The organism is Clostridium uliginosum, assembly GCF_900112485.1.
Lineage (GTDB): Bacteria > Bacillota > Clostridia > Clostridiales > Clostridiaceae > Clostridium > Clostridium uliginosum.
Map to the genome: position 1 here is coordinate 59,494 of NZ_FOMG01000017.1, position 23,319 is coordinate 82,812.

At 24.9% G+C, this 23,319-nt stretch carries 23 protein-coding genes; 19 read left to right on the top strand and 4 right to left on the bottom strand.

The window, feature by feature from the left end; genetic code table 11:
• Window positions 1-310: 310 nt before the first annotated feature.
• Both BM027_RS11640 and BM027_RS11645 read left to right on the top strand, forming a co-directional pair.
• Window positions 311-1,069 carry a LytR/AlgR family response regulator transcription factor gene (locus BM027_RS11640; protein WP_090091884.1) on the top strand — a complete coding sequence of 253 codons (759 nt, stop codon included), beginning with the start codon at window positions 311-313 and terminating at the stop codon, window positions 1,067-1,069.
• On the top strand, window positions 1,063-2,310 hold the full coding sequence (locus BM027_RS11645; protein ID WP_090091886.1) for a GHKL domain-containing protein: 1,248 nt from the start codon (window positions 1,063-1,065) through the stop codon (window positions 2,308-2,310). The genes BM027_RS11640 and BM027_RS11645 overlap by 7 nt, the downstream gene beginning before the upstream one ends.
• Here BM027_RS11645 and BM027_RS18915 read toward each other — a convergent pair.
• On the bottom strand, window positions 2,286-2,405 hold the full coding sequence (locus tag BM027_RS18915) for an AgrD family cyclic lactone autoinducer peptide (RefSeq protein ID WP_090091888.1): 120 nt from the start codon (window positions 2,403-2,405) through the stop codon (window positions 2,286-2,288). The two genes, BM027_RS11645 and BM027_RS18915, sit on opposite strands and share 25 nt — an antisense overlap.
• A 156-nt stretch (window positions 2,406-2,561) precedes the next feature.
• Entirely contained in the window at window positions 2,562-3,122 is a 561-nt protein-coding gene (locus tag BM027_RS11655; protein WP_090091890.1) for an accessory gene regulator B family protein, read from the bottom strand.
• Window positions 3,123-3,490: 368 nt separating this feature from the next.
• Between BM027_RS11655 and BM027_RS11660 the strand changes: the two genes are divergently transcribed.
• From BM027_RS11660 to BM027_RS11745, 17 genes are all read left to right on the top strand, one after another.
• Window positions 3,491-3,877, top strand: a complete 387-nt coding sequence (locus tag BM027_RS11660) for a hypothetical protein (protein ID WP_090091892.1) — start codon at window positions 3,491-3,493, stop codon at window positions 3,875-3,877.
• 408 nt (window positions 3,878-4,285) lie between these two features.
• On the top strand, window positions 4,286-5,098 hold the full coding sequence (locus tag BM027_RS11665; protein ID WP_090091895.1) for a hypothetical protein: 813 nt from the start codon (window positions 4,286-4,288) through the stop codon (window positions 5,096-5,098).
• 757 nt (window positions 5,099-5,855) lie between these two features.
• Window positions 5,856-6,650, top strand: a complete 795-nt coding sequence (locus BM027_RS11675; protein WP_090091900.1) for a hypothetical protein — start codon at window positions 5,856-5,858, stop codon at window positions 6,648-6,650.
• Window positions 6,651-6,663: 13 nt separating this feature from the next.
• On the top strand, window positions 6,664-7,320 hold the full coding sequence (locus BM027_RS11680) for an ATP-binding cassette domain-containing protein (RefSeq protein WP_090091902.1): 657 nt from the start codon (window positions 6,664-6,666) through the stop codon (window positions 7,318-7,320).
• Window positions 7,310-8,014 (top strand): hypothetical protein, encoded by a 705-nt coding sequence (locus BM027_RS11685; protein WP_090091904.1) that lies wholly within the window; start codon window positions 7,310-7,312, stop codon window positions 8,012-8,014. The genes BM027_RS11680 and BM027_RS11685 overlap by 11 nt, the downstream gene beginning before the upstream one ends.
• A 69-nt stretch (window positions 8,015-8,083) precedes the next feature.
• Window positions 8,084-9,046 carry an anti sigma factor C-terminal domain-containing protein gene (locus BM027_RS11690; protein ID WP_175559980.1) on the top strand — a complete coding sequence of 321 codons (963 nt, stop codon included), beginning with the start codon at window positions 8,084-8,086 and terminating at the stop codon, window positions 9,044-9,046.
• 24 nt (window positions 9,047-9,070) lie between these two features.
• Window positions 9,071-9,826: an ABC transporter ATP-binding protein gene (locus BM027_RS11695; RefSeq protein ID WP_090091908.1), complete on the top strand. Its 756-nt coding sequence runs from the start codon at window positions 9,071-9,073 to the stop codon at window positions 9,824-9,826.
• Window positions 9,819-12,296 carry an FtsX-like permease family protein gene (locus tag BM027_RS11700; protein ID WP_090091910.1) on the top strand — a complete coding sequence of 826 codons (2,478 nt, stop codon included), beginning with the start codon at window positions 9,819-9,821 and terminating at the stop codon, window positions 12,294-12,296. Before BM027_RS11695 ends, BM027_RS11700 begins: the two co-directional genes overlap by 8 nt.
• An 862-nt stretch (window positions 12,297-13,158) precedes the next feature.
• Window positions 13,159-13,563, top strand: a complete 405-nt coding sequence (locus BM027_RS11705) for a hypothetical protein (RefSeq protein WP_090091911.1) — start codon at window positions 13,159-13,161, stop codon at window positions 13,561-13,563.
• Window positions 13,564-13,626: 63 nt separating this feature from the next.
• On the top strand, window positions 13,627-14,727 hold the full coding sequence (locus tag BM027_RS11710; RefSeq protein WP_090091913.1) for an ABC transporter permease: 1,101 nt from the start codon (window positions 13,627-13,629) through the stop codon (window positions 14,725-14,727).
• Between the two features lie 5 nt (window positions 14,728-14,732).
• Window positions 14,733-15,962, top strand: a complete 1,230-nt coding sequence (locus tag BM027_RS11715; protein WP_090091915.1) for an FtsX-like permease family protein — start codon at window positions 14,733-14,735, stop codon at window positions 15,960-15,962.
• Entirely contained in the window at window positions 15,959-16,645 is a 687-nt protein-coding gene (locus BM027_RS11720) for an ABC transporter ATP-binding protein (protein WP_090091916.1), read from the top strand. The genes BM027_RS11715 and BM027_RS11720 overlap by 4 nt, the downstream gene beginning before the upstream one ends.
• Before the next feature lie 505 nt (window positions 16,646-17,150).
• Window positions 17,151-18,098 carry an N-acetylmuramoyl-L-alanine amidase family protein gene (locus tag BM027_RS11725; protein ID WP_175559981.1) on the top strand — a complete coding sequence of 316 codons (948 nt, stop codon included), beginning with the start codon at window positions 17,151-17,153 and terminating at the stop codon, window positions 18,096-18,098.
• A gap of 19 nt (window positions 18,099-18,117) precedes the next feature.
• Window positions 18,118-18,783, top strand: coding sequence for a Type 1 glutamine amidotransferase-like domain-containing protein (locus BM027_RS11730; RefSeq protein WP_090091922.1), 666 nt, complete (start codon window positions 18,118-18,120; stop codon window positions 18,781-18,783).
• Between the two features lie 128 nt (window positions 18,784-18,911).
• Window positions 18,912-19,415 (top strand): hypothetical protein, encoded by a 504-nt coding sequence (locus BM027_RS11735; RefSeq protein ID WP_090091924.1) that lies wholly within the window; start codon window positions 18,912-18,914, stop codon window positions 19,413-19,415.
• Window positions 19,416-19,688: 273 nt separating this feature from the next.
• Entirely contained in the window at window positions 19,689-20,147 is a 459-nt protein-coding gene (locus BM027_RS11740; RefSeq protein ID WP_090091926.1) for a VOC family protein, read from the top strand.
• Window positions 20,148-20,536: 389 nt separating this feature from the next.
• Complete coding sequence (locus BM027_RS11745) at window positions 20,537-21,733, top strand: phospholipase C (RefSeq protein WP_090091928.1); 1,197 nt, start codon at window positions 20,537-20,539, stop codon at window positions 21,731-21,733.
• 226 nt (window positions 21,734-21,959) lie between these two features.
• On the opposite strand, the gene BM027_RS11750 is transcribed toward BM027_RS11745, so the two are convergent.
• Both BM027_RS11750 and BM027_RS11755 read right to left on the bottom strand, forming a co-directional pair.
• A complete protein-coding gene (locus tag BM027_RS11750; RefSeq protein ID WP_090091930.1) occupies window positions 21,960-22,595 on the bottom strand; it encodes a VC0807 family protein in 636 nt (211 codons plus the stop codon).
• Window positions 22,596-22,597: 2 nt separating this feature from the next.
• Window positions 22,598-23,314, bottom strand: a complete 717-nt coding sequence (locus tag BM027_RS11755) for a flavodoxin family protein (protein ID WP_090091959.1) — start codon at window positions 23,312-23,314, stop codon at window positions 22,598-22,600.
• Window positions 23,315-23,319: the final 5 nt, after the last annotated feature.

Consider the following 23,319-nt stretch of genomic DNA (forward strand, 5'->3'; position numbering starts at 1 on the left):
AACTTATACATATTTGAATGTATTAACATATTTTTTGTTATTTGGTTGTAACATAAAAAAATATATAAATATAATAGATAGTATTATTTAAAAATATAAAAAACAAGGCTTGTAAATATTCGGGTAGAAAAACATTTACAAGCCTTGTTTTTTTATATGTGTGGGGACAAAAGATAAGGGGGAGAAGATTTGAGAGTAGTTAGGGATATTAGAAAGCTGACAGAAAATTAATATAAAGACAACAGTACATTAAAATACAAAGAAGAAAAAATATACTGTTAGACTGTATATAGATTGGGGAGTGATACTTTTGTATTCTATTATTTTGGTAGAGGATGACCATATTCAAAGAGACATTTTAAAGAAAATGCTTGTATCTACATATAAATTTGTAAAAATTTATGAAGCTGATAGTGAAAGTACGGCTTTAGATATAATTGAAAAGAATGATATAAATATGTTTTTAATAGATGTTAATTTAAAAGAATCTTCAGGATTAGATCTTGCAATGAAGATTAGAGACATCCTTAAATATGAATTTAGGCCAATTATTTTTTTAACAACTCATATGGAATATATAACACAAGCATTTAAACAAACACATTGTTATGATTATATATTAAAGCCATATGATAAAAATAAAGTATATACTATGTTAAATAAGCTTATACTTAATGAAAATAATAATTTAAATAAATATAAAGATGAAGATGAAGATAAAGAAATTGTTATAACCCTAAAAAGTGGTATATATGTGGGAATAAATATAGATGACATTTTTTTTATAGAGGTTAAAGACAAAAATTGTGAAGTAAATACTATTAATGATATTTATATTACTAATAATATTAGTTTAAAAAAAATCATGAAATTAATTAATTGTGAATATATCATTCAAAGTCATAGGGCCTTTGCTGTAAATAGAAATTATATATGTAAAATAGAAAAATTAGATGCTAAATTAAGTACAGTATATTTTAATAAGTATCCTAAAACGGCTCTTTTAGGATATAAGTTTAAAAATAAGGTTATATCTGAGTTTAAAAAAGGTAAAGTGATAATATGTTAAATAACTTTATTATAAATAGTTTAGATATGGTTAATATAATTTACTTATGGACAACCTTAACTAAGAAAGATAATAATATATTTAAATTATTATCTAGTGTACTTATTACTTCTGTTTTAATTACATTTGTAGAACATTTTGGATTAAACTTTATTATTATATATATAATAGATATTATAATAATTAAAATTATATATAAGAGAGCTTTAAAATATCTCATATTAGAATTTTTTTTAGTATTACTTATAGAGATGAGTTTACAATTGATACTTTATTTGATTATTAATAAATTTATTTATAATACTACATTTAGAGAAATCATTATAGAATTAATAATCTTAATTAGCATAATTATTTTTTCAAAAACTAATTTAAGCAAGACTATTACTTTTGAAAAGATAAATAGTAATATTTTAATTTATCTTATTTCAACATGTAGTATATATGCTATAGTTTTTAAAATTATTTGGAGTTATGATAATAAAATAATCTTTAATAATTTATTTATCACAGCAGCAATATTGAGTATATTAGTTATATCTCAAATATTAACATATTTATACATTGTTAAAATAATAAGAGAAAAAGAAAAACTAAAAATTTCTAAAGAATACAATGCAGTTATTGATGAAATAGTTCAAGAAATAAAACAAAGGCAACATGATTTCGTTAATTATAAAAATACAATAAGAGGAATAGTGGAAGTTTTAGATGAAAAAGAAGTGAAACAAGCAATTTTAAATTATATAAAAGATGAAGATATGTATGATAATAAGATAAACGAACTTATATATATTGATAATGTAGTTATTAAATCTATAATATATAGAAACATATGTAAAGCCAAAAAGTATAATGTTAATTTGCAATATGAAATTGAGAATGATATTTTAGATCATATATTAAATTTTCAGGAAATATCTAATGTATTAAATAATCTATTAAATAATGCTTTTGATGAAGTAATAAAAGATAAATGTACTAAAAAAAATATTGAAATTAAAATTTTAACCGAAAATAATACATCTCATTTAATAATTAAAAATCAAATTGCTATTTCTAATGATATTAACTTAAATGAGATGTTTACAAGAGGCTATTCTACTAAAAATACAGGTACAAGAGGTTATGGATTGTACAATATACAACAAATAATTAACTCACATAATGGATATATAAAAATAAAAGTAGAATCTGGAGAAATTGTTTTTGATATCTATTTCAATAATTCTTCAGGATAATCTGGTTCACCTATAAAAGTGGTACAACTTGAGTTTGATATTAAATCAAATATATTAATTAATAAGGCAGAAAAAAAGTTTATAGATCTTTGCACTTAAAACAACTCCTTTCTAATTAGGCACATGAAAAAAATAACAGATCAAAGATACGACATATATTTTGCGTTAGATAAGAAGATAAGTTTTGCTTATATCTAGCTACTGCTAGAACTTACTAGCGAAGTAGGGCACAAAATAGACAAACTTATCTGTTATTTTTTTGAACGTGCCGTAACAATAATTACTTGAACAATTTGCAGTAATATACTTACAAATATGCAATTACATATTTGTAGATTAGATAGTTTAAAAAATAATATACCCCAAAAAGTAAGTGATATTAAAGATAGTATTTTTAATATCGCTTTATTTTTTATTGGTCTCTTTTCATTACGACAAGGAGCATAAGCTAAAGTTATAATCAAAGATATTATAAAGAAAACTACATAAAAATTAATATTTAATTTTAAAGATAATTTACTAAATAGTAATATTATTAAGAAGTAAATTATGCTGCATATTAAACATGAGTTAAATGTTTTACAATGAATACCTCCTAAAAATGACCTTGTTGAAATTAAAATAACAAAAGACAATAAAAATAAAGGTACTTCATTTAAACTTAAAAATATTAACAATAAAATTGCAAGTTTAACTAAATCTCCTAAAATTACTTGTAGTGAATACTGAATTTTAAGTAAATCTTTTTCAGTTAAAGAACTATTATTTTTACCTAAGTATTCAGATATTAAAGTGGATAACGATTTTATCATTTTAACCTCACTTATATTAATTAATATATATGTTGTAGAAAATAATCTACATAAAAATAGCTAATAGCAGCTTAATTTTATAAGGCATTTATATTTCAACACATATAATATAAATGTATACACTATATTTGGTAAAAATTCAATACTATTGGCATAAAACGTATATTTTTAGGAACTAAACGGAATAAATTGAGAAAATAAGTCAAAAATATCAAGTATTTGCGTTTAATACCTGATTTTTTGCGTTTAGAGGAATAGATATTTACATAACTTGAATATTATGTAAGAATATATTTGTAGTTAACCACAACGTAAATAAATAGCTATAGCTAAATAGTTACTAAAATATATGGAGAGAAGTGATTAAATTGAAAAATAGAACTAGATTTTTTGCAACATTAGGTTTAGCAGTTATGTGTGCAGTACCAACATTTTGGGCACAAGCTCATGATAGAGAAACATATACTCAACCGGTCTATGGAGGACAAAATAATTTTTATGGATCAGTTAATACAAAAGAAACTAGTAACTTAGTTGTATTTAATAAAGTTACAAATGATTGGGATAGTTTTGATACCATTACATCATGGGTTTCAAACAAAGATAAAAAACAAATCAGTGAAGATTATTATTTAGCTGAAGGTGATGCAGCCTTAATGGATCATAAAGATGTATCAAAAGTTAGATTATCATTTGAAAATTCAAAATGGTTACCTATGGATGCTAAAGTTACTGGAGAAGTAGATTATTATTAATAAAAATTTAAAGTAATGGCTCTGTTTTAAAAGCATCTTGATATTGTTTAGAGTGCTAAAGAATTAGATTTAAGAATATCTAAATAAATATAGTTCCATTCCAGATTATTCTAAAAACAAGTTTTGGACAAGCAATTAATGTAACAATAATTATTAAGAGTTATAAAAGTTGAATTCTAATGTACTCTTTACAAAAATGTAATAATATCAAAACAGAGCGAAAATAATAAATATTTTTATAAAAATATTTAGGTATATTAATAACTAAAAAATAAAATATATACTTGTTAAATATAATTTATATAATGAAAATGCAAAGAAATATTTATAAAAATTTGTTGTACAAGTATATATTTTATTTATCCATGTTATTTATAAAACATAATTTATTAATATAAGGAGAACTATATGAAAAAATATATTTTAATTGAGTATGTAAATTGTTTAAAGAGTAGAAAATTCAAAATTATTTTTTTCTTTTTAATGATTTTAGTAATAAGCCCATTTGTTTATAGTTGTTATAAATTTTATGGAAATAATTTAAGTTCAATAAGAGCAGCTTCTGATATGAGCATAATTCAAGGTATAGCATCATCCTTTGCAAGATCAACATTAGTATTATTACTTCCATTATTATCAGCTGTAATATATTCAGATTCTTATAGTGTTGAATATAATAATGGAGTATTTAAAAACATAATTACTAAAATACCTAAAAAACAATATTTAATATCTAAAGTATTAGTAAACATATCAGTTGTATTTGTTACTTTCTTTATAGTACTAAGTATTAACGAATTACTTACGTTACTAGCCTTTCCATTAGAAGGATATGATAACAATTTTAGTTTACCTAGTTATATTGTAATGATTCGTGAAAATTGGTTTTTAGATAATATAAGATCATATAATCCATATTTATATGATTGGATAATAATATTTAATATAAGTTTAAGTGCTGCACTTATTTCTACAATAACTTTAATTATATGTTTTTTAAATAAATATAAATGGCTAATTAATTCTTTTATTGTGTTTATCTCATATATATCTTGGATGATAATAACTGAAATTTTAAAAATAAAAAATTTTAGCATCACTTCATATTTAGACTTTCCTGCAATAGGTAATATATATTCTTTAGCATTTTTAATCTTTATCCTAATAGCATTAATAATCACAATTTTTTTATATTCAATAAAAAATAAAAATGATATATAAACTAAGGATGTGAAAAATTAATATGAAATTATTACTGAGAATAATTAATAAAAAATCTATTATAACTTTGATAATTATAATAGTTGCAATATTTCTAATCTTACTTAGAACAATAAAATATTCAATAGATATTACGAATGTTTATTATCCGATTAAGCTTTCTTATATATATTATGAATTAATAAAATCAAATGTTTTTACATTATGTTTAATTCCTATATTTTTATTTTTAATGAAAAATATATATACATTCTTATATAAATATAAAGTTATTATTAAATATGATGATTTATACTTATGGTGGAAAAAAGTTTTCTTTAATACCATATGTTTAAGTATAATATACACTATAATTATTAACTTAATCGTTTTAATAGAATCGTGCATCAAAATAGGTTTTTCTAAAGAAATATATATTAATTTATATATATATCTAGCAATTTCAATTTTCACTCAAATTGCCTTTTTTCTTATGTTAGGTATATTCATGAATATATTAATGTTTATCAAGAAAAAAAATTATATTTGGTTTATATCAATAACTATTACTATATTGTTTACAGATAATTTATTTAGTACTTTAAAACTATTTGATTTAAATATAAAAAATGTTTTATTTTTTACTCTACAAGATAATATAATGAAGTATTCTAATAATTTACTAATACTAGGAATTATTATTTTTATAAATGCTATAACTTATGAAATTGGATTTAACATAATAAAAAAGAAAGATATTTATTGGAGGGAATAAATAGTGAAAAATGTGAATTTTAATAATAAAAAATTTTATATATCGCTATTTATAGGGACAGTTGTTAATTTATTAATATTTATAGAAGTATATATGCTACTAAAAAATTCTACAAACAATATAACTAATATATTTTTATATCAATTTGGAAATTTAAATATTACGAGTTCATCATTTTTGGTTTTAGTAGTAATATATTTGTTAAATCAGCTTATATTAATTCTAAATTTAGGTGAAGAATTTTCAGAAGAGCTATCAATATATGGTCCATATATATTTACACGAACTAATAAAAGAAGTCATTTTATATATAAGAAATCATTGCAAATATTTATATTTTGCTTTAAATATTTTATTTGTCAATTTACCATTGTTTTAATTTTAGGTTTATTATTTAAATTTAAAATATATAATTATGAGCAACTTTTAAAGACAATTGGTAGTTTATTCTTTTTAAATCTTTTAAACACATATCTAACATTAATAATATCTAACATGCTTTCTTTAGTTATAAATGGAAAGTATTGTTGCATAAGTGTTCTATTCTTAGAGGTCATTATACTATCTTTATGCAAATATACTTCAATAATTAAATTTAGTATATTTAATTATATTCCCTTTGTACAAGGGATTTTTACATGGCATGAGACAAATTTAATAAATACATCATCTAGAAAAATATTTGATATTTCAATTAGTAATTTTAATTTAAATGGATCATTTACATATATTTTAGTAAGTATTATAGTCATCGTACTTATTAGTAAAACAATAGTCAATAAAATAGACATATTATAGGAGGAATCTTACTATGGATTATATTAAAGTTGATGATTTAACAAAAACAATTAAAGGTGTAACTATTTTAGAAAATATAAATTTAAATATAAAAAAAAATTATATATATGGATTTGTTGGAGCAAATGGTTCTGGTAAGACAATGTTGTTTAGAATTTTGAGCGGATTAGTAAAACCAACTTTTGGACATGTTACTATAGACAATAAGGAGTTATATAAAGACATATCATTTCCAAGTAACATGGGAATATTAATTGAATCACCAGGCTTTTGGGAACAGTATACTGGCTATGAAAATCTAAAAATATTAGCATCTATACGAAAGGTAATAAATGATGAAGATATAGTTAACATAATGAGTAGGATTGGCCTTGATCCACAAAATAAAATAAAGTTTGGAAAATATTCATTAGGTATGAAGCAAAAATTAGGAATTGCACAAGCATTAATGGAAAAACCTGATTTAATAATACTAGATGAACCAACTAATGCATTAGATGACGAATCAGTAAATAATATACGTAATATATTGCTTGAGGAAAAAAAGAGAGGGGCTACTATCTTAATAGCCAGTCATAATAAAGAAGATATTTCTATTTTAAGTGATTATATATATAAGATTAATGGGGGTAAAATTGCTGAAGTACGAGGTGATGTAAGTGAGAGTTAAGAAATGTAGTATTTTATATGCCGTAGTATTAATTATTTCGCTATCTACTTCAGTTTTAGTTGCAATTAAAACAAAATCTTCATATATTGATGATATTAATTTTAATCAATTGAGAGCTAATGCATCATTATTAAATTTTATAGTTTCACCATCTTTAAAAAAAGATGATATTAGTGGAAGTATTAAGAATTTACCTGAATTAGAGGATTTATCGAATGTAATTGCTAAAATAAAGGTTTCAAATGAAAGAGAATATAAAAGTAAAACTTTACTTACTAAGTGTAAAATAGATGAGTTATATAAAAACGACGGAACTCTTAGTAAAGATGAATATATTTATATATATGAACCAGCAAGCTATACATTTGTTTATAATTCATTTAAGGCTACTAATGGATATAATTATATGAAATCTGATAATGAATATATTGTTTTCTTAAATAGCTTAAATGCTCCCAAAAATTATAAAAAATCAGAAGTTGAATCTTTAACATATACGTTCGTAGATTCTGTTTCATCTAAGTTTAGTTGTAATAGTACTCCATCAGTAATTTCTATTGATAAGAGTGAATTAGATAATGGGAAAAAATATAGTGAAGTTATTCAATATGAATATATTTTTAATTCAAAAGAGTTAGAAGATAAATATCTAAATATAAATAATGATGTGTTTAATAAATATATAAAAAAATAGAGAGGAGATTAAGGTTGAAAGAAATGCTTTCATAACGTTTTGTGCCTTAAGAAAGGAATGGATATAATTATGAATTTAAAAAATAAATCTCAAGCAGAAAAAACATTAAGCTTTAAATTTTTGATTAGAATTTGTAAATATGTAGTTTTGCCTATATTCATTATTCTACTATTATATATAATTTTAAATATGACAAGTAATATGTATTGTTCTAAAAATCAAAACGAATTTATAGAGGAAAATCAACTACGCTACAAAATTTCATATCCCAATACTTATATTGGAGAAAATAGAACTTATGAATTAGGCTTTTATAAATACATGACCAATAATTTACTTTATAAAAATCTTTCTGGCAAAATATTACCATATGGTAATGTTGAAGAAATTGGTGGACTAGTAGGGGTAAATAGTGGAGTAATTAGCACTGGGAGAATGTCAAAAGCTATTTCAAAATTGGAAGATACTAAGTTTAATAAACGAAAAAGTGATATATCAGGATTAAGAGAATTATTATTTATATATCCAAATAGTGATTTAGAAGATGTTGTTGATGATAGAAAAATACTTACTGAAATAGATTCTGATAAAATCTTAGAAATATCAATTTCATTTGATAAACCTTATAGTTTAAATGATGTAAAAAGCGAAATAGGTGAAGATTTTACAACTTTTTATTGGGTTGATGATAAGTTTAATTTAAATACTTCAAATAGTAAGGATAGTATTAATGATATATGTCTTGAAAATGATGTATTTGGGATTAAGCTATTAAATGAAGATGGTAAAAAAGTAGCTAATGCTGAAAAAACATTTGTACAAGCTTTACAAGAATTACAAGATAATAAGCATGCTACTTTTCCGTATAATAAGCTATATTTATCAATTGCAGGTGAAAATAGAAATCTAGAAGTTGATGACATTAAAATTAATGGAGCTGTGTTAGTTGGAAATAAAGATGAACTATCACATGTTCTCTCTAATAAAAATATTAAATATATTTTCATTGGGTCTATTGTTGATAAATATTAAACATTATAGATAGGGGGGTATGGTATGGAAGTATTAAGAGTTGAAAAAATTTCAAAATCATATGGGATAAAGACAAATAAAATATGGGCTTTAAAAGATGTTAGTTTTTCTCTAAATAAGGGAGAATTACTTGCAATTATGGGGAGCAGTGGATCAGGAAAAAGCACACTTTTAAATATACTTGGAGCACTAGATTCACCAGATTCAGGTAAGGTGTATATCAATGGAAAATTGCAACAAGACTATCACATAGAACCTTTTGCAACTGAATATAGAAGTGAAAATATAGGATTTATTTTTCAGTCATTTAATTTGTTACGTGATTTAAGTGTTGAAGAAAATGTAGCTCTGCCATTAATTTTACAGGGAGTAGAGTCTAAAGAAATAAAAAAGAAAGTTGAGCAAGAATTAGATCTAGTTGGTCTAACAAGATGGAAAAAGCATAGACCGTCAGCACTTTCAGGAGGACAGCAACAAAGGGTGGCCGTGGCAAGGGCTACAATTACAGAACCTAATCTATTGCTTGCAGATGAACCTACAGGTAATCTTGATTATAATACTTCGCTTGAAGTACTTAACATATTTAAGATGATGAGAGAAAAGTTAAATCAAAGTATTATAATTGTAACCCATGATCCTATGGTAGCAAGTTATGCAGATAGAGTATTATTTTTTAATGATGGACAAATTGTAGATGAATATGAAAATAAAGAAAACAATAAGGAAAGTATTGATATCATATTAAAGAAATTTAAAGGAGTTATTAGTAAGCATGATTAAGAATTTAAGAGGTTTATCAAAAAGATTCTTTATATCTAATAAAACTATTACAATTCCATCTATAACAGCAATAGCTTTATCAATTTTATTAATAACATCACTTATGAATTTCTCAATAAATTCAGAAAATAACTTAAAGAAAGAAACTCTTGAAAAATTTGGAGCTTTTGAAATACAATGTGGTTATGAGATAGATAGTTCAAAAAGAATTACCAAAGACTTTTTAGAGGAAACTTCTTCTTTAGAAGGAATAGATAAAATATCACCAGTTATTGTAGATGGTATAAATATTGAAATCAATGGAATTAATACTTACACAGTAGGTATAGAAAATGATGAATTAAGTAAAAGTAAATATAAATATAATAGTGATGTTGAAGAAAATACAATAATTATTAATAAACAGTTAGCAGATAGCTTAAAGGTTAATGAGGGCGATAATGTATTAGTCAATGGTAATGAAAATAAGGTTATAGAAATTTTAAATGATAAAACATATAGTTCTAATTCTATAAATATGGCAGTCATGAATAGAAAATCATTAAAGGAAATATTAGGCTTTTTGGAAGAAGCTAATTATATGATGGTTAAGGTACAAAATAATGATGATATATCTAAAGTATCTAAGGAATTAATAAATTTAGATAAAGATTTGAGAGTTGAAGTATTTCAAGAAGATAAGAACTTAAATGAGAATATTAATAATATGCGATATTTCATTGGATTTTTAGGGTGTTTAGTATTTATCATGTGTGGAATATTTATAGTATCTAATCTTCAAGGATATATATATAAATACACTAAAGATTTTTCAGTAATAAAGGCAATAGGAGGATCCTCTTATCAAGTTTTTATTACAGTATTAATGCAGACAATGATGATTAATATTACAGGAGTCCTTAGTGGAACAATATTATCATTTTTAACATGTAAATTATTTTTAGCTACCTTTGAATTTTATTTTTTGCCAGTACTAAAGATTGCTTTAATTGGATTTTTAATAATTCAAATTGTTTTACTAATTCCTGTATTTAAAACTGCCAGAATATTACCCATAAAAGCGATGTCTAAAAATGACAATGTGGAATTTAAACATAAAATATTAATGAAATATACAATGATAGGAAGTTTGATTACTGGAATCTTAATAATTCTATTGTGTATAATCACACCAGACACAAAAGCTTTATTAGATGCAATAGGGGGATTTTTATGTATATACTTAAGCTCTTTCTTATTTGTGATGTTATATATAAATAAAATTTTCAGTTTATTAATTAAGCCACTAAGGTTGATCATTGGAAGATGTGGAGAAGTTTCAATGAAGATGCTAATACCTCAAGTTAAGAAGAATTCTATATTAATCTTAGCTATAACTACAATGATAGTCATAACAAGTATTGGAGGAAGTTTTGTAAAATTAATTACATTGAACAGTGAACAGTATTATAGAAGTGAATATTTAACTGATATTGTACTAACATGTAATTATGAACTTAATTATGAGAAAACCCTTAAACTATTAAATGATGTAAATGAATTTGATGATACAGTGGCATCAGTTATGACAGAAGGCGGGACAACAACTATTGTAAGAAATGATAGTAAAGGAAACAGTGGATTTTCTCTAGGTAATTTAGAAGAAATGAAAAAACAAGGGTTAATAAAAAAATTTGATGGTGATGCAAAAAATAAGGTTATTGTAAGTGAAGAATATGCTAAAGAAAAAAATATTGTGGTGGGCGAAAAACTTAAATTTATTAACCCTACGTTTAAAAATGAATATGAAAATATGATTACTATTAATGAAGGTAATAAGGAGAAAGTGTATGAATATAACTTAGAAGTCAGTAGTATAGAAAATGATAAATTAATGAATCGCCATCCTGTATTAATTGATATATCAAATACAAAATTAGTTAATGATATTTCAGGTAGTTTAAATAAAATGTATATAGATACAACTAATAAGAATATAGATACATTATTAAATGAAAAAAGACAAGAATATCAAGGAATAAAGTGGGCTACCTTAGAAAATGTATTAACAGAAACTAATAAAGCTATAGAAGAACGATGGAAATATTTTAAATTAGGTTTAGTAATTCTCTATTGCTCAATGATATTTGGAATAATTACTTCAATTAAAAATAATATAAATTCTAATAGAAAAGAATATGCTCTTTTAAGATGTATGAAATTTAAACAAAAGGACTTAAGCAAAATGATAATAACTCAATCAATAGTTTTCTTGTTACTTGGCGATATATTAGGATTAATAATTGGAACTATTGGATCTTTTATAGTATCAATATTTGATGGAGGAACTACATTTATAGTTCCAGACTATACTACATTGATATTAACTTGTATAGGCTCAATTATATTAACAGTGTTTTGTATTATTCCGGATATATGTAAAATTGGAAAGGAAAAATTAATTCTAGAGTTAAATCAAGAGGAACTATAATGTTAATGGTAGAGAGATGGATACTTAAATAAAATAGAACAGGCATTTTATTATCAAATTTGATAGTGAAATGTCTGTTTTTAATAATTATTAAAAAACTTAGGTCACAAGTCCCCTAAGTAGGATAAGTGTCACCTACTAGAAAAAAGCGGAGCTAGTCAAAAATGTAACATTTGATGAGACGACAGTTGTACTTGATAAGATAAATCAAAAGAGTATATATACTATCTTTAGTAAAAATTCAATACTATTAGCATAAAACGTACATTTTAGGAACTAAACGGAATATTTTGGAGAAATAAAGCAAAAATATTAAGTATTTACGTTTTATGTGTAATTTTCTTCGTTTAGAGCACGATTTTTTGCGTTTAGAGTAATATATATTTACATAAATTGAATATTATGTAAGAATATATTTGTAGTTAACCACAATGTAAATAAATAGCTATAGCTAAATAGTTACTATAAAATTATTTTCAATGCTTGTATGTGGAGTATTAGCAACAATGAGTACCACTACAGTTTTTGCAAATACTTTAGTACAAGCTTAAACTAACAAAACAAGTATACACAAACAATTTTTAAGCAATATAGCTTAGAAATATAACATTCAAGTTCTATAATTCTTTTGGGAAAGTTTTTAGAAAGAAGAGTGATTTGAAATAATAAATTTCTGATATTTAGTATGAGAAGTCCAATTTTTAAGCATAAGATATTTACCCTAAAAAATGTATTCTTAGGATTTTGGTAGAAAATATTTGCAAAGTATTTTATGCAAAGAATGGCAGAATTAATAAAAGAGAGTTCCCACAGGCTCTAATGAGTTTCTGTGAGAACTCTGAATAGATAGGAGATTGTCAAAATGAAAAAAACATTATTAGCAGCAATTTTAGGACTTACTATATTACTTCCGTCAACTGCAGCATTTGCATATGATCATGGGGATTCTGGATCATGGATTATGGGAGGCACACAAACGAAGATTAAAGGATCATTATATTTAGTTAATGATGGTGATCCAGACGTGGCTCAAGCTAAAACACACAATATGAGTAATAGTATCGCGGTTAAAGTAAAAGTATATGCAACAAGATCTGGTGAGACAGATCAAGACAGTTGGAATGAAGATACTAGTTCAGAAGGAGAAGATGCATATGCTAAAGGTACATCTGACAGGCCAGATTGCTGGGGAAGTGGACATTCAACAGCATCATCCAAAGATAAGAAGTTTAAATGGTTATATATCCAGGTAGGGGATCTTTCATAATATGGATTAAAATAGTAATATTAGTAAAGCTTTATGCTTTACTAATATTTAATGAGGTAAAATATGAATAAATATACAAAAATAGAGATATTTTTAATGATTGGATTTTTAGTATCAACTTTTACATTTAGTTTAACAATAAGTACTGTGTATTCAAAATATAATAAAGTAACAGAGGCAAATGAATTTAATAAAGACTATAAGCATTTAGATATAAGTGGAATACATGAAACTAGATACATAGATGGATATGAGGTTATAGATGAAGAAGATGATAAAAAAAATATAAGCTTATTAGAAATAATAGATGAAGTTCAAAAAGCAGGATATAAGAAAATCATACTAAACCCACTTAGGGATCAAATCGAAATTGGAAATAATTTCTATACAAATGATATATGGCCATGTTCAGATGGGATTGATATAAGGAGTCAAAATATAATTAAAGGAAGATACTTAACTGAAGAAGAGTTAAATAGTAATGAAAAAGTTGCAGTTATAGGCTCTGGCATGGAGAGAGTAGTTGAAGAGAAAAATGGAGAAAATTATATAAAGATATTTAATGAAGATTATAAAGTAATTGGTGTGCTAGGAGATACAGAGGTATTTAAATATAGCAGTGTAATACCAATAAAATCTTTGTATTGTATAAATGACAAATTGCCTAAAGTTACTTTTTTGGAACATAATATAGATAATACAAGTATTAAAGAAATCGATAATAAAAATATTACTAGTGCTCAGAGTAATATTTCAAAAATTCCAGTTGTAAATTATTTATTTAAAAATGCTTATGAACTTAAAAATAATTTATATCAGGTAATACTTGGAATAACCAATTTACTTTTATTCTCATATTTTTTTGCTAAAAGTATAAGAAAAAAAGTTGCTATTATGAAAGTGTTAGGAGCTAAAAATTGGGACGTATTTAAAGAGGTATTTGCAAAATTTATAAGAGTATCTTCTATAGGAATTGTTGGGGGTCTTGTATTATCAAAGTTTACAGTGGATTTTATTAGACAAACATTTACTTCTCTATATTCAGAGGTTAATATTCAAAATATAATATTAACTTCGATATTAATATTATTAATATCTATAGTTGTTTCTATAAGTGTTCTGTTCAATGTGATTAGATTTAAAATAATGAAAGAAATAAGGTAAGTAATATGAAAAATAAATTTATCTTTTTTGATATAAGAAGAAACTTTATAGTTAATATATTAATTATGGTAGAAGTGGCTCTATGGATATTTTATGCAGCTTCTTTAGTTTCCTTAATTAACTTTGATAATTCATATAGAAATAGATATAATAGATCAATCTCTATTGATAATTCAGAAGTTATGAAATTTTATAAGCTGATTGCTAATGGGGATTCTTATGAAAATAGTGATATTTATAAAAATGATATAAAAGAAAGTCTTAAAGTAATAAGTGATAATAATTATACTTATGGATTTGTTCAAAGAGATGAAAATGAAGAGATTCCAATTAAATCTTTTGGGTTCAATTCTAAAGAGTTACAGTCAAATTTCACAAAAGCAGACAAGCTTTCTTCAGCAATCAATCCAATTGGATTTAATTATGGAATGATAGAACATTACCAAAAAAATATAATTGGAGAAATTTCTCAAGAAGAATGGGTTAGAAGGGATAATTATATACCTGTAATTGTAGGAAATGAAATAGCTAGAAAGGTTAAAGTTGGTGATAGCTATGTATCAAATAATATAACATATAAAATTGTAGGCCAATTTAAAAACGATACATTAGCATATGATTATACAAGTAGTATAAATAGTTCATTTTTATTAAATACATCATTTGTCATCCCATTAAGTGAGGAAAAGTTTTTTAAAAATTTTGGGTATGAACCTATAACAATATTTTTTAAAGGTGATAAAGAAGAAAACTCAATGAAAATAAACTCAGATATAGAAAAAATTTCTAAGGATATAGTTATCTCAAATTTTGAGGAAGATTTAAACAAATTTTTAGAAGAATTAAAGTCACAAAAATATTATGAAATATTTAGAATAATTATAGTTACTATTATTGCATCTGCATCAATAATTACTACTATTAGTTATAAAATAAATGAAGATAGGGATAGAATTGGAATTCTTTATTCTTTTGGGATTAGCAAAAAGGATATATTTAAAACCTTTTCTACTGAGTTTCTTATAAATATACTTATTGGAATTATAGGAGGAAGTTTATTTTATTTAAAAAACTGTAAAAGTGTTTACTCATTTTTTATTAATGAGAATTTGTTATTTAATTTATATATTGCCATAGTCATATTATTAGTAGTAATTATGTCAATTATGTTAATAGGGTTTAATCAGATAAATAAGTTAACTCCAAAAGAGATGATAGGAGGCTTTGTAGAATGAGTATATTAGATGTGAGAAATATATATAAGATTTATGGAAAAGATAGTAGTGAAGTTAAAGCTGTTAATGGGATAAGTATAAAAGTTGATAAAGGTGAAGTTGTAGCTATTATGGGGCCATCAGGATGTGGTAAAAGTACATTACTTAATATATTAGGGTGTATAGATGCTCCAACTAAAGGAGAATATTATATAGATGGAGTTCAAGTAGACTTTAAAAAACTTAATAATTTATCACAAATTAGAAATGAGAAGATTTCCTTTATATTTCAGAATTTTGCTTTAATAAAAGATCTTAGTGTTTTAGAAAACATAATATTACCTCTTAAGTTTAGGGGGGGTCCATATAAAGAAAGAGTAAATAAAGCAATGAAATATTTAAAGGAATTAGAGATTGAAAATTTAAAAAATAAAAGTGTAAGAGAATTATCAGGAGGACAGCAACAAAGAGTTTCAATTGCTAGAGCGCTTACTCAGGAAAGTGAAGTTATATTAGCAGACGAACCAACTGGAGCATTAGATGAACAAAATAGTATTAAAATTATGGAAGTATTAAAAGAATTAAACAAAAAGTATAATAAGACAATAATTGTTGTAACACATGATAACCTTGTAGCAAGTTTTTGTGATAAGGTTCTGAAAATGAAAGATGGAAAATGGGACAATATGAAGAATGTGAACTAACTTACCATCATTTCAAAATTGAATACTATCTTAGGCATATTAGGCACATTCAAAAAAATAACAAGTGAAATATACTAGCTGACTTACTTGTTATTTATTTTAATATGCCTTAATAAGCAAGATAGTATTCAATTTTGAATTCACTTACATTAATGCATACTCTTTTCCAAAGATTCTCTAATTAATATCACTTTATCCTTTTTGTAAAGTGGATATTGAAATTTTACTTTTAGAATTCTTAAGTGAGAGTCAAAAAGTGATGTTCCAAATATTATATTTGGCTAACAGAACTTTCCATGTGAGCATTTTATATTTTGTTGCTCGAACTTACTCAGCGAATGAATATGAGTCGAATAATGAAATAATAGTACTTTCAGTAAAGCACGCCAAGTATAATTTAAAAAGTTTAGGCATTTTATTGGTTCATATTTACAATGTTGTTTAAAAAATCTATGAAATGTACTACAATTAAATTAAGACACATTATTATATGGAGGAAATATTAATGAAAAAAGTAGGACGTAAGTTATTAACATCAATGTTAGTAGCTATAATGATTGCAACAATATATCCAATAAAGGCATCAGCTGAATGGAGATTTACTTCAAATGGTTATTGGAAATATGCTGAAAGTGATTCTATTGTTACGGGATGGAAATTTATTAATAGTAATTGGTATTATTTTGATGACAATGGAATAATGAAAACAGATTGGCAAAAAATCAATAATGAGTTGTATTTATTAAATGAAGATGGAGAAATGACAGTGGGTCCTTGTTGGGTAAATCGCTTTGGAACATGGTACTATTTGGGATCTAATGGTGCAATGAAAACTGGGTGGCTAAATGAAAAAGGTATTTGGTATTATTTTAATGAATCTTGTGTAATGCAAACTGGATGGATCTTAAATGGTGGAAAATGGTATTTTATAGATGCATCAGGAGCAATGAAAACAGGATTAACTGAAATAGATAATAAAAAATATTATTTTGATCAATCAGGAGCAATGCAAACTGGTAATGTTATTATTAATGGAGAAACTTATACTTTTGCTTCAAGTGGAGAACAAATAACATCTGTAAATAATAAATCAACTGAGGATAGTAATTTAATTTTCAAAAGTAAGTTAGGATTTTCAATGAAGTTCCCTTCTGAGTGGAAAGATAGATATACAATTATAGAAGATGATAATTCTGTATCTGTTTATTTTAAATCAACTGATCCAAATACTCCTTCAAAATCTGGATTATTTTTTGTTATAATGAAAAAAAATAATTCATTAGATGAAAGCATGTATGATTCTATTAATGGCAAAAAGTACATTACTATAGATAATACAACTTATTTCATAGGTGGACCTACAGATATATCTTTAAACCCTGAAAATACTGATTTTAACGTATTTATATCTATGAACAATCAATGTAAAGATGTAATAGATACAATCAGATGAATTAATAGGAGAAATAACAATGGTTAATATATTATTTAGTTTATATAACTTTGATGAAAAATGGGCAAAAGATAAAATAGAAAAATATATAAACAATAATGATAAAGTTTTGATAATTCCATTTTCTTTCGATAAAAAGATAAGTAATGATATAGATTGGCAAAATGCGTATAATAAAGATAATGGAAAGTATTATAAAAGTATTGTTCTACCATTTTTAAGTTATGGAATTACAGAAGAAAATATAAAGTGGATAAACTATTTTAAAGATACAAAAGAAAATGCAAAAGACAAGATAAGAAATAGTGATATAATATTTTTCACTGGAGGGTTACCTGATAAAATGGTGTGCCGCTTAAAGGAATTTGATTTAATAAATGAGATTGAAAATTTTACGGGAATTATTATGGGCAGTAGTGCTGGAGCAATGATTCAGATAGCAGAGTATCATATTACTCCAGATGAAGACTATGATACATTCTCATATAATAGAGGATTAAATTTAATCAAGGATTTCGATATTGAAGTTCATTATGAAGAAACAAAAATACAAAAAGACTATATAAATAAGGTATTAAACGAAAAAATAAATTTGGTATACGCAATTAAAGATACTGGTGGAATAATTATTGATAATAATGAAATTACATTACTTGGAGATACACAGATATTTAGTAGGCAATAATTTACACTTTTCTATTATTTTGCATTACTTTAAGTGCAGTAATTAAATTATTCTAGGTTAATATATTTAATGAATTTTGGGAAAGATAACTCTGCAACAATATCAATTAAATATATTAGGAGGTAATTATGAAAAAATCTTTAAGCTATTTTTTAATTATATGTACTGTAATGGTAGGACAGTCATTCTGGGAGAGTAATGTAAGTGCTAAAACTGTTACCGAGATTTCTACCACTTCTTTAAATGCCAGTGATAATAAAGAAGTTGCTATTCCAAAGCTAGTAAAAGCTGAGCAAATTTCGCCTAATAAAATTCAAATAAGCTATGATAGAGATGTTGATACGAAATTAGGGACAAGAGCGACTAATTATTGGATTCAAGACACAAAGAATGTTACCCCAAAAGGTACAGCTACTCTTGGCAAAAATGATAAGGTGAATGCAAAAAATTCACTTACCGATAATTTAGTTAAAATTAATTCGAAGGATGGTTCAGCAAAAACATTCATATTAACATTTAGTAAAGATATTCCTAAAGGAGAAGAGTATAAACTAATAATTTGTTATGTAACTGTTGAAGGAGCTCCTCCTTATAGTGGAGATAATGGAATGGCTACATTTGTTGGAAAATAAAAAATAACCTATCTTTAAAAGCTAAGATAGGAATTAGATTTAATTATATGAAATATTTACTAGAATACCGTATAATTCAAAAATGAATTTGCGGTATTTTTATTTGGAAATATTTAGATTTAGCGAAGCAAATATAGTAAAGTTCTCCGAAATTTGGATAATATTATATTTACAAAATATGTTATAATCAATTAATAATAGTAAGAAAAGATAAAGAAAGCAAAAGCAATTTGCAAAATAGTAAATATATAATATGAATAGGAGTGATATGAATTGAGATTTACATGTCCATTAATTGCAATTAGTGATTTAGAAGCTTCAAAGAAATTTTATCAAGAAGTACTTGGTCAAAAGATTGTATTAGATCTTGGATGGAATGTGACGTTTAGCGGTGGGTTTGCAATACAACTTAATTTTGCTGATATCGTATTAATAGACAAAGAAACAATTATGAAAAAGTCACATAATTTTGAACTGTATTTTGAGGAAGATGATTTTGATAATTTTATCGAACATTTAAAGAAATTTGATGATATTGAATATGTTCATCAACCTAAAAAGTATGATTGGCAACAGAGAGTAGTTAGAATATATGACCCTGATAAGCATATTATTGAAATCGGAGAATCAATGGCAGTGATTGCAAAATGTTATTTGAATCAAGGTTTATCAGTTGAAGAAACTGCGAATATTATCCAACATCCAGTTGAATTTGTAAAGTCTTGTATATAATAGGTCTTAGATAAAATTTTTATTAATATAAACAATAACTAATTAGAATACCGTATTATTCAAATGAATTTGCGGTATTTTGTTGTTTCTTAATACTTAAATATTATTCAATATGTGGAGATTGTGAATTAGTTAATAAATTCTGTTCTTTGAAAGTTGAATAATATATATTGTAAAAATATGATATAATATGAATATATTTGAACAAATCAAGACATAAATTTTAGGTTTAGCTATAACAGTTGCTGTACTTATTAAAATGATTTTATAATATCTATTTCATCTTTTTTTAATTCTTTGATTAACACATACTTCTATGTACTTATTATATATATTTTTCGCTGTGTCTATCTTATTGGGTACATTTTAAATTTTAAGGGGGTAAATTAATGAACAAAAAAATTAAAATCTTAACAGCTTCTTTACTTTCATTTTTACTTTTTAGCATCTCTACTCCAGTTAAAGCTTGGGATAGCAAAAAGGATGCTGCTACAATGGATACTCATAAAATGATTTCTGTACAAGCTTTAACCATGATAAAAAATGACATGAATTCTGATACTAAAATAAATGATAATTTAAACTTAATAGAAAAAAATCTACTACAATATCAAAAGGGTACTATTGCTCCTGATTGGGGAAAGGTAGGAGTAGACAGAGATTATAAGTTATATCAAGATCACTTCTATGATCCAGATAGTGGAGAAAATTTCACATCTAATGGTATATATCCATTTCATGAAGTACCTGATACTGCCGAATCACAATTAAGAAATTATTTTAGCCAAGCTGTAGCTACCTGGAAGGATGGAGATTATGCTAAAGCTTCTTACTTATTAGGTAAATCAATGCATTATTTTGGTGACATTAATCAACCTCATCACTCATTAAATTGGACAGGCGGTGTTGGAACAGCTCATACAAATTTTGAAAGCTACATAGAAGGAATTAAAGATAGGTTTAAAATAGATACTATGGGTGAAGATAAAACAGAATATATAATAAATAACAATAAACCGATTTTAGAATTTTTAACCTTTCAAACTAATAAATATGCAAAACTATCAAAAAATTTAGTGTCCAAAGTTTCTATGAAAAATTCCTATGCTGATTGGGATGAAGCGGCTGATATAGCATTAAAAAATGCACAAAAAGGTATGGCAAGCATAGTTTATAGATTCTTAGAAGAAGTTTCTAAAACTACTAATACACCATTAACAAATCCAATAGGCAACTTCCATGTAGTTATAAGTACTGCTAATGAAAAATATGCTGGTACTGACGATTATATTTATTTTGGAATGGAATTAAACAATGGTAAAAAAGTAGAATTTGAATGCAATTTACCAGGAAATGACTTTACTGTAGGTTCAACAGATTCTTACCAATTCAACATCTCTGATACAAGCTTTAATCCATCAGAAGTAAAGAGAGTATGGTTACGTAAAGAAAAATATATAGATGATAATTTTAAGCTTAAAAGCGTTGAAGTTTATATGCAAGGTAAAAGAGTTGTTAATAGTAAACCTAACGAATGGTTAATTGGAAATACTACTTATAATATAGATGTTAATGGCTTAAAATAACAAGAGGGTAGAGAAGAATGTGCAATTTTAATGGGTCAACTTTAAATGTTAGAAAATCTTAGCGAAATTTTTCTAGTCTTCTTTAATAAATGTTATTTCTATTTCTTTGTTATTATTTCACTTGGTAATTCTGAGATAGCCCATTATTTGGTGTTCATAGGTACTGTATCATAAATTGGTACGTAATAATTGACATTTATTAAAAAATGCATTTATCACATATGAATTAGTTCTGCTTTCCAATTTTCCAATACCACTTTGGAAATGTTATAGAAACTGCTAAAAGTAGAGGAGTGGAAACATTTGAATAAACGGTACTTATTGCATAATATGAGTTCATAGACACGGAATATAATAGTATGATTCTTAAAACTGCTTGACTTATATTTAAAAGGCCCCAGGCACTAGTAAGTATTCTCCAAGCTGATTTATATTTTGGCTTTCTTTTAAACTCTTCGGGCACATTTTTTAAATAGGACTGTTCCACTATTATCTGAATTAATGATCTTTCGAAAAACAAAGAACCAAAGAAGATTAAAGCACATAAAATATCCTGTATTATAGGAGCTACTAAGTAAAATGTAGGATTTTTTGAAATAATGGTACCTATCAATCCAATTCCAGAAAAAATTCCTGCCATAGCCGCAAGTGCATTTATTTTATGTTCTTTAATAAAATTAATTAAGACTACACCCATACTCCACAATCCAGACAATATTATTCCATTAAAAGGCATTTTTAAATTATTAAAAATTGAGAATATTATAATTGGAATAATAGCACTTACAACAAATTCTTTATTAAATATATTTTTTATTATTGAGTGATTTCCATTTAGATTATTATTAGATGATTTTCCCATGATTAAACCTCGCTTTCATGATTCCATCTTCTATTTGCAGCATTTACATAAGTTTCAGAATCAATTACATTTTTATCTAGTACAATTTGTGTCTCAGCTTTTATATATCCATATTTCACTATTTCTTCTCCAGCATTTTCTAATGCTAAGAAAAAAGGTATATACAAATTTTTCAGATTGTCATTAGTATTAATATATTTAAGTACTCCACCTTGGGAACATAAAATACTCGCTGCCAGATTGCTTTTTGTCATAACCTTGAAAGTTTCCACTAACCCTGAAAAATTATTACTACCAGGGAAACCACAATTTGAAATTAAAACAGTCTTAACAGGAGTTTCTCTTTTAATACGTCTAGTATGGGAGTAATTTTCATCACTCTTAACTATTTCACCATTATTTAATGGTAGCATGCGATCCATAAAATCTTTCATTATACCTGTAACTGTGAAGTAATATAAAGGAGTAGCATATACGATTATATCTGCTTTTGATACTTTAAATAACAAATCCTCCATATCGTCTTTATGAATACACTTTCCAGGAGTTTTGGTCCAACATGTAAAGCATCCACTGCAATGTTTTATATTTTTATCCTTAAGATAAACTGTTTCTATCTCTGCACCTGCTTTTTTAAATCCTTTAAGAAATGGTTTTAAAATAACCTCAGTATTTCCATTTTCTCCTCTAGGACTTCCATTTAAAGCTAAAATTTTAATTTTAA

Excerpts from the sequence above, each read along its gene's own strand:
- BM027_RS11645 (WP_090091886.1), top strand. The coding sequence starts at position 1,063 with ATGTTAAATAACTTTATTATAAATAGTTTAGATATGGTTAATATAATT.
- BM027_RS11655 (WP_090091890.1), bottom strand. The coding sequence starts at position 3,122 with ATGATAAAATCGTTATCCACTTTAATATCTGAATACTTAGGTAAAAAT.
- BM027_RS11665 (WP_090091895.1), top strand. The coding sequence starts at position 4,286 with ATGAAAAAATATATTTTAATTGAGTATGTAAATTGTTTAAAGAGTAGA.
- BM027_RS11680 (WP_090091902.1), top strand. The coding sequence starts at position 6,664 with ATGGATTATATTAAAGTTGATGATTTAACAAAAACAATTAAAGGTGTA.
- BM027_RS11690 (WP_175559980.1), top strand. The coding sequence starts at position 8,084 with ATGAATTTAAAAAATAAATCTCAAGCAGAAAAAACATTAAGCTTTAAA.
- BM027_RS11695 (WP_090091908.1), top strand. The coding sequence starts at position 9,071 with ATGGAAGTATTAAGAGTTGAAAAAATTTCAAAATCATATGGGATAAAG.
- BM027_RS11700 (WP_090091910.1), top strand. The coding sequence starts at position 9,819 with ATGATTAAGAATTTAAGAGGTTTATCAAAAAGATTCTTTATATCTAAT.
- BM027_RS11705 (WP_090091911.1), top strand. The coding sequence starts at position 13,159 with ATGAAAAAAACATTATTAGCAGCAATTTTAGGACTTACTATATTACTT.
- BM027_RS11710 (WP_090091913.1), top strand. The coding sequence starts at position 13,627 with ATGAATAAATATACAAAAATAGAGATATTTTTAATGATTGGATTTTTA.
- BM027_RS11715 (WP_090091915.1), top strand. The coding sequence starts at position 14,733 with ATGAAAAATAAATTTATCTTTTTTGATATAAGAAGAAACTTTATAGTT.
- BM027_RS11720 (WP_090091916.1), top strand. The coding sequence starts at position 15,959 with ATGAGTATATTAGATGTGAGAAATATATATAAGATTTATGGAAAAGAT.
- BM027_RS11725 (WP_175559981.1), top strand. The coding sequence starts at position 17,151 with ATGAAAAAAGTAGGACGTAAGTTATTAACATCAATGTTAGTAGCTATA.
- BM027_RS11730 (WP_090091922.1), top strand. The coding sequence starts at position 18,118 with ATGGTTAATATATTATTTAGTTTATATAACTTTGATGAAAAATGGGCA.
- BM027_RS11735 (WP_090091924.1), top strand. The coding sequence starts at position 18,912 with ATGAAAAAATCTTTAAGCTATTTTTTAATTATATGTACTGTAATGGTA.
- BM027_RS11745 (WP_090091928.1), top strand. The coding sequence starts at position 20,537 with ATGAACAAAAAAATTAAAATCTTAACAGCTTCTTTACTTTCATTTTTA.
- BM027_RS11750 (WP_090091930.1), bottom strand. The coding sequence starts at position 22,595 with ATGGGAAAATCATCTAATAATAATCTAAATGGAAATCACTCAATAATA.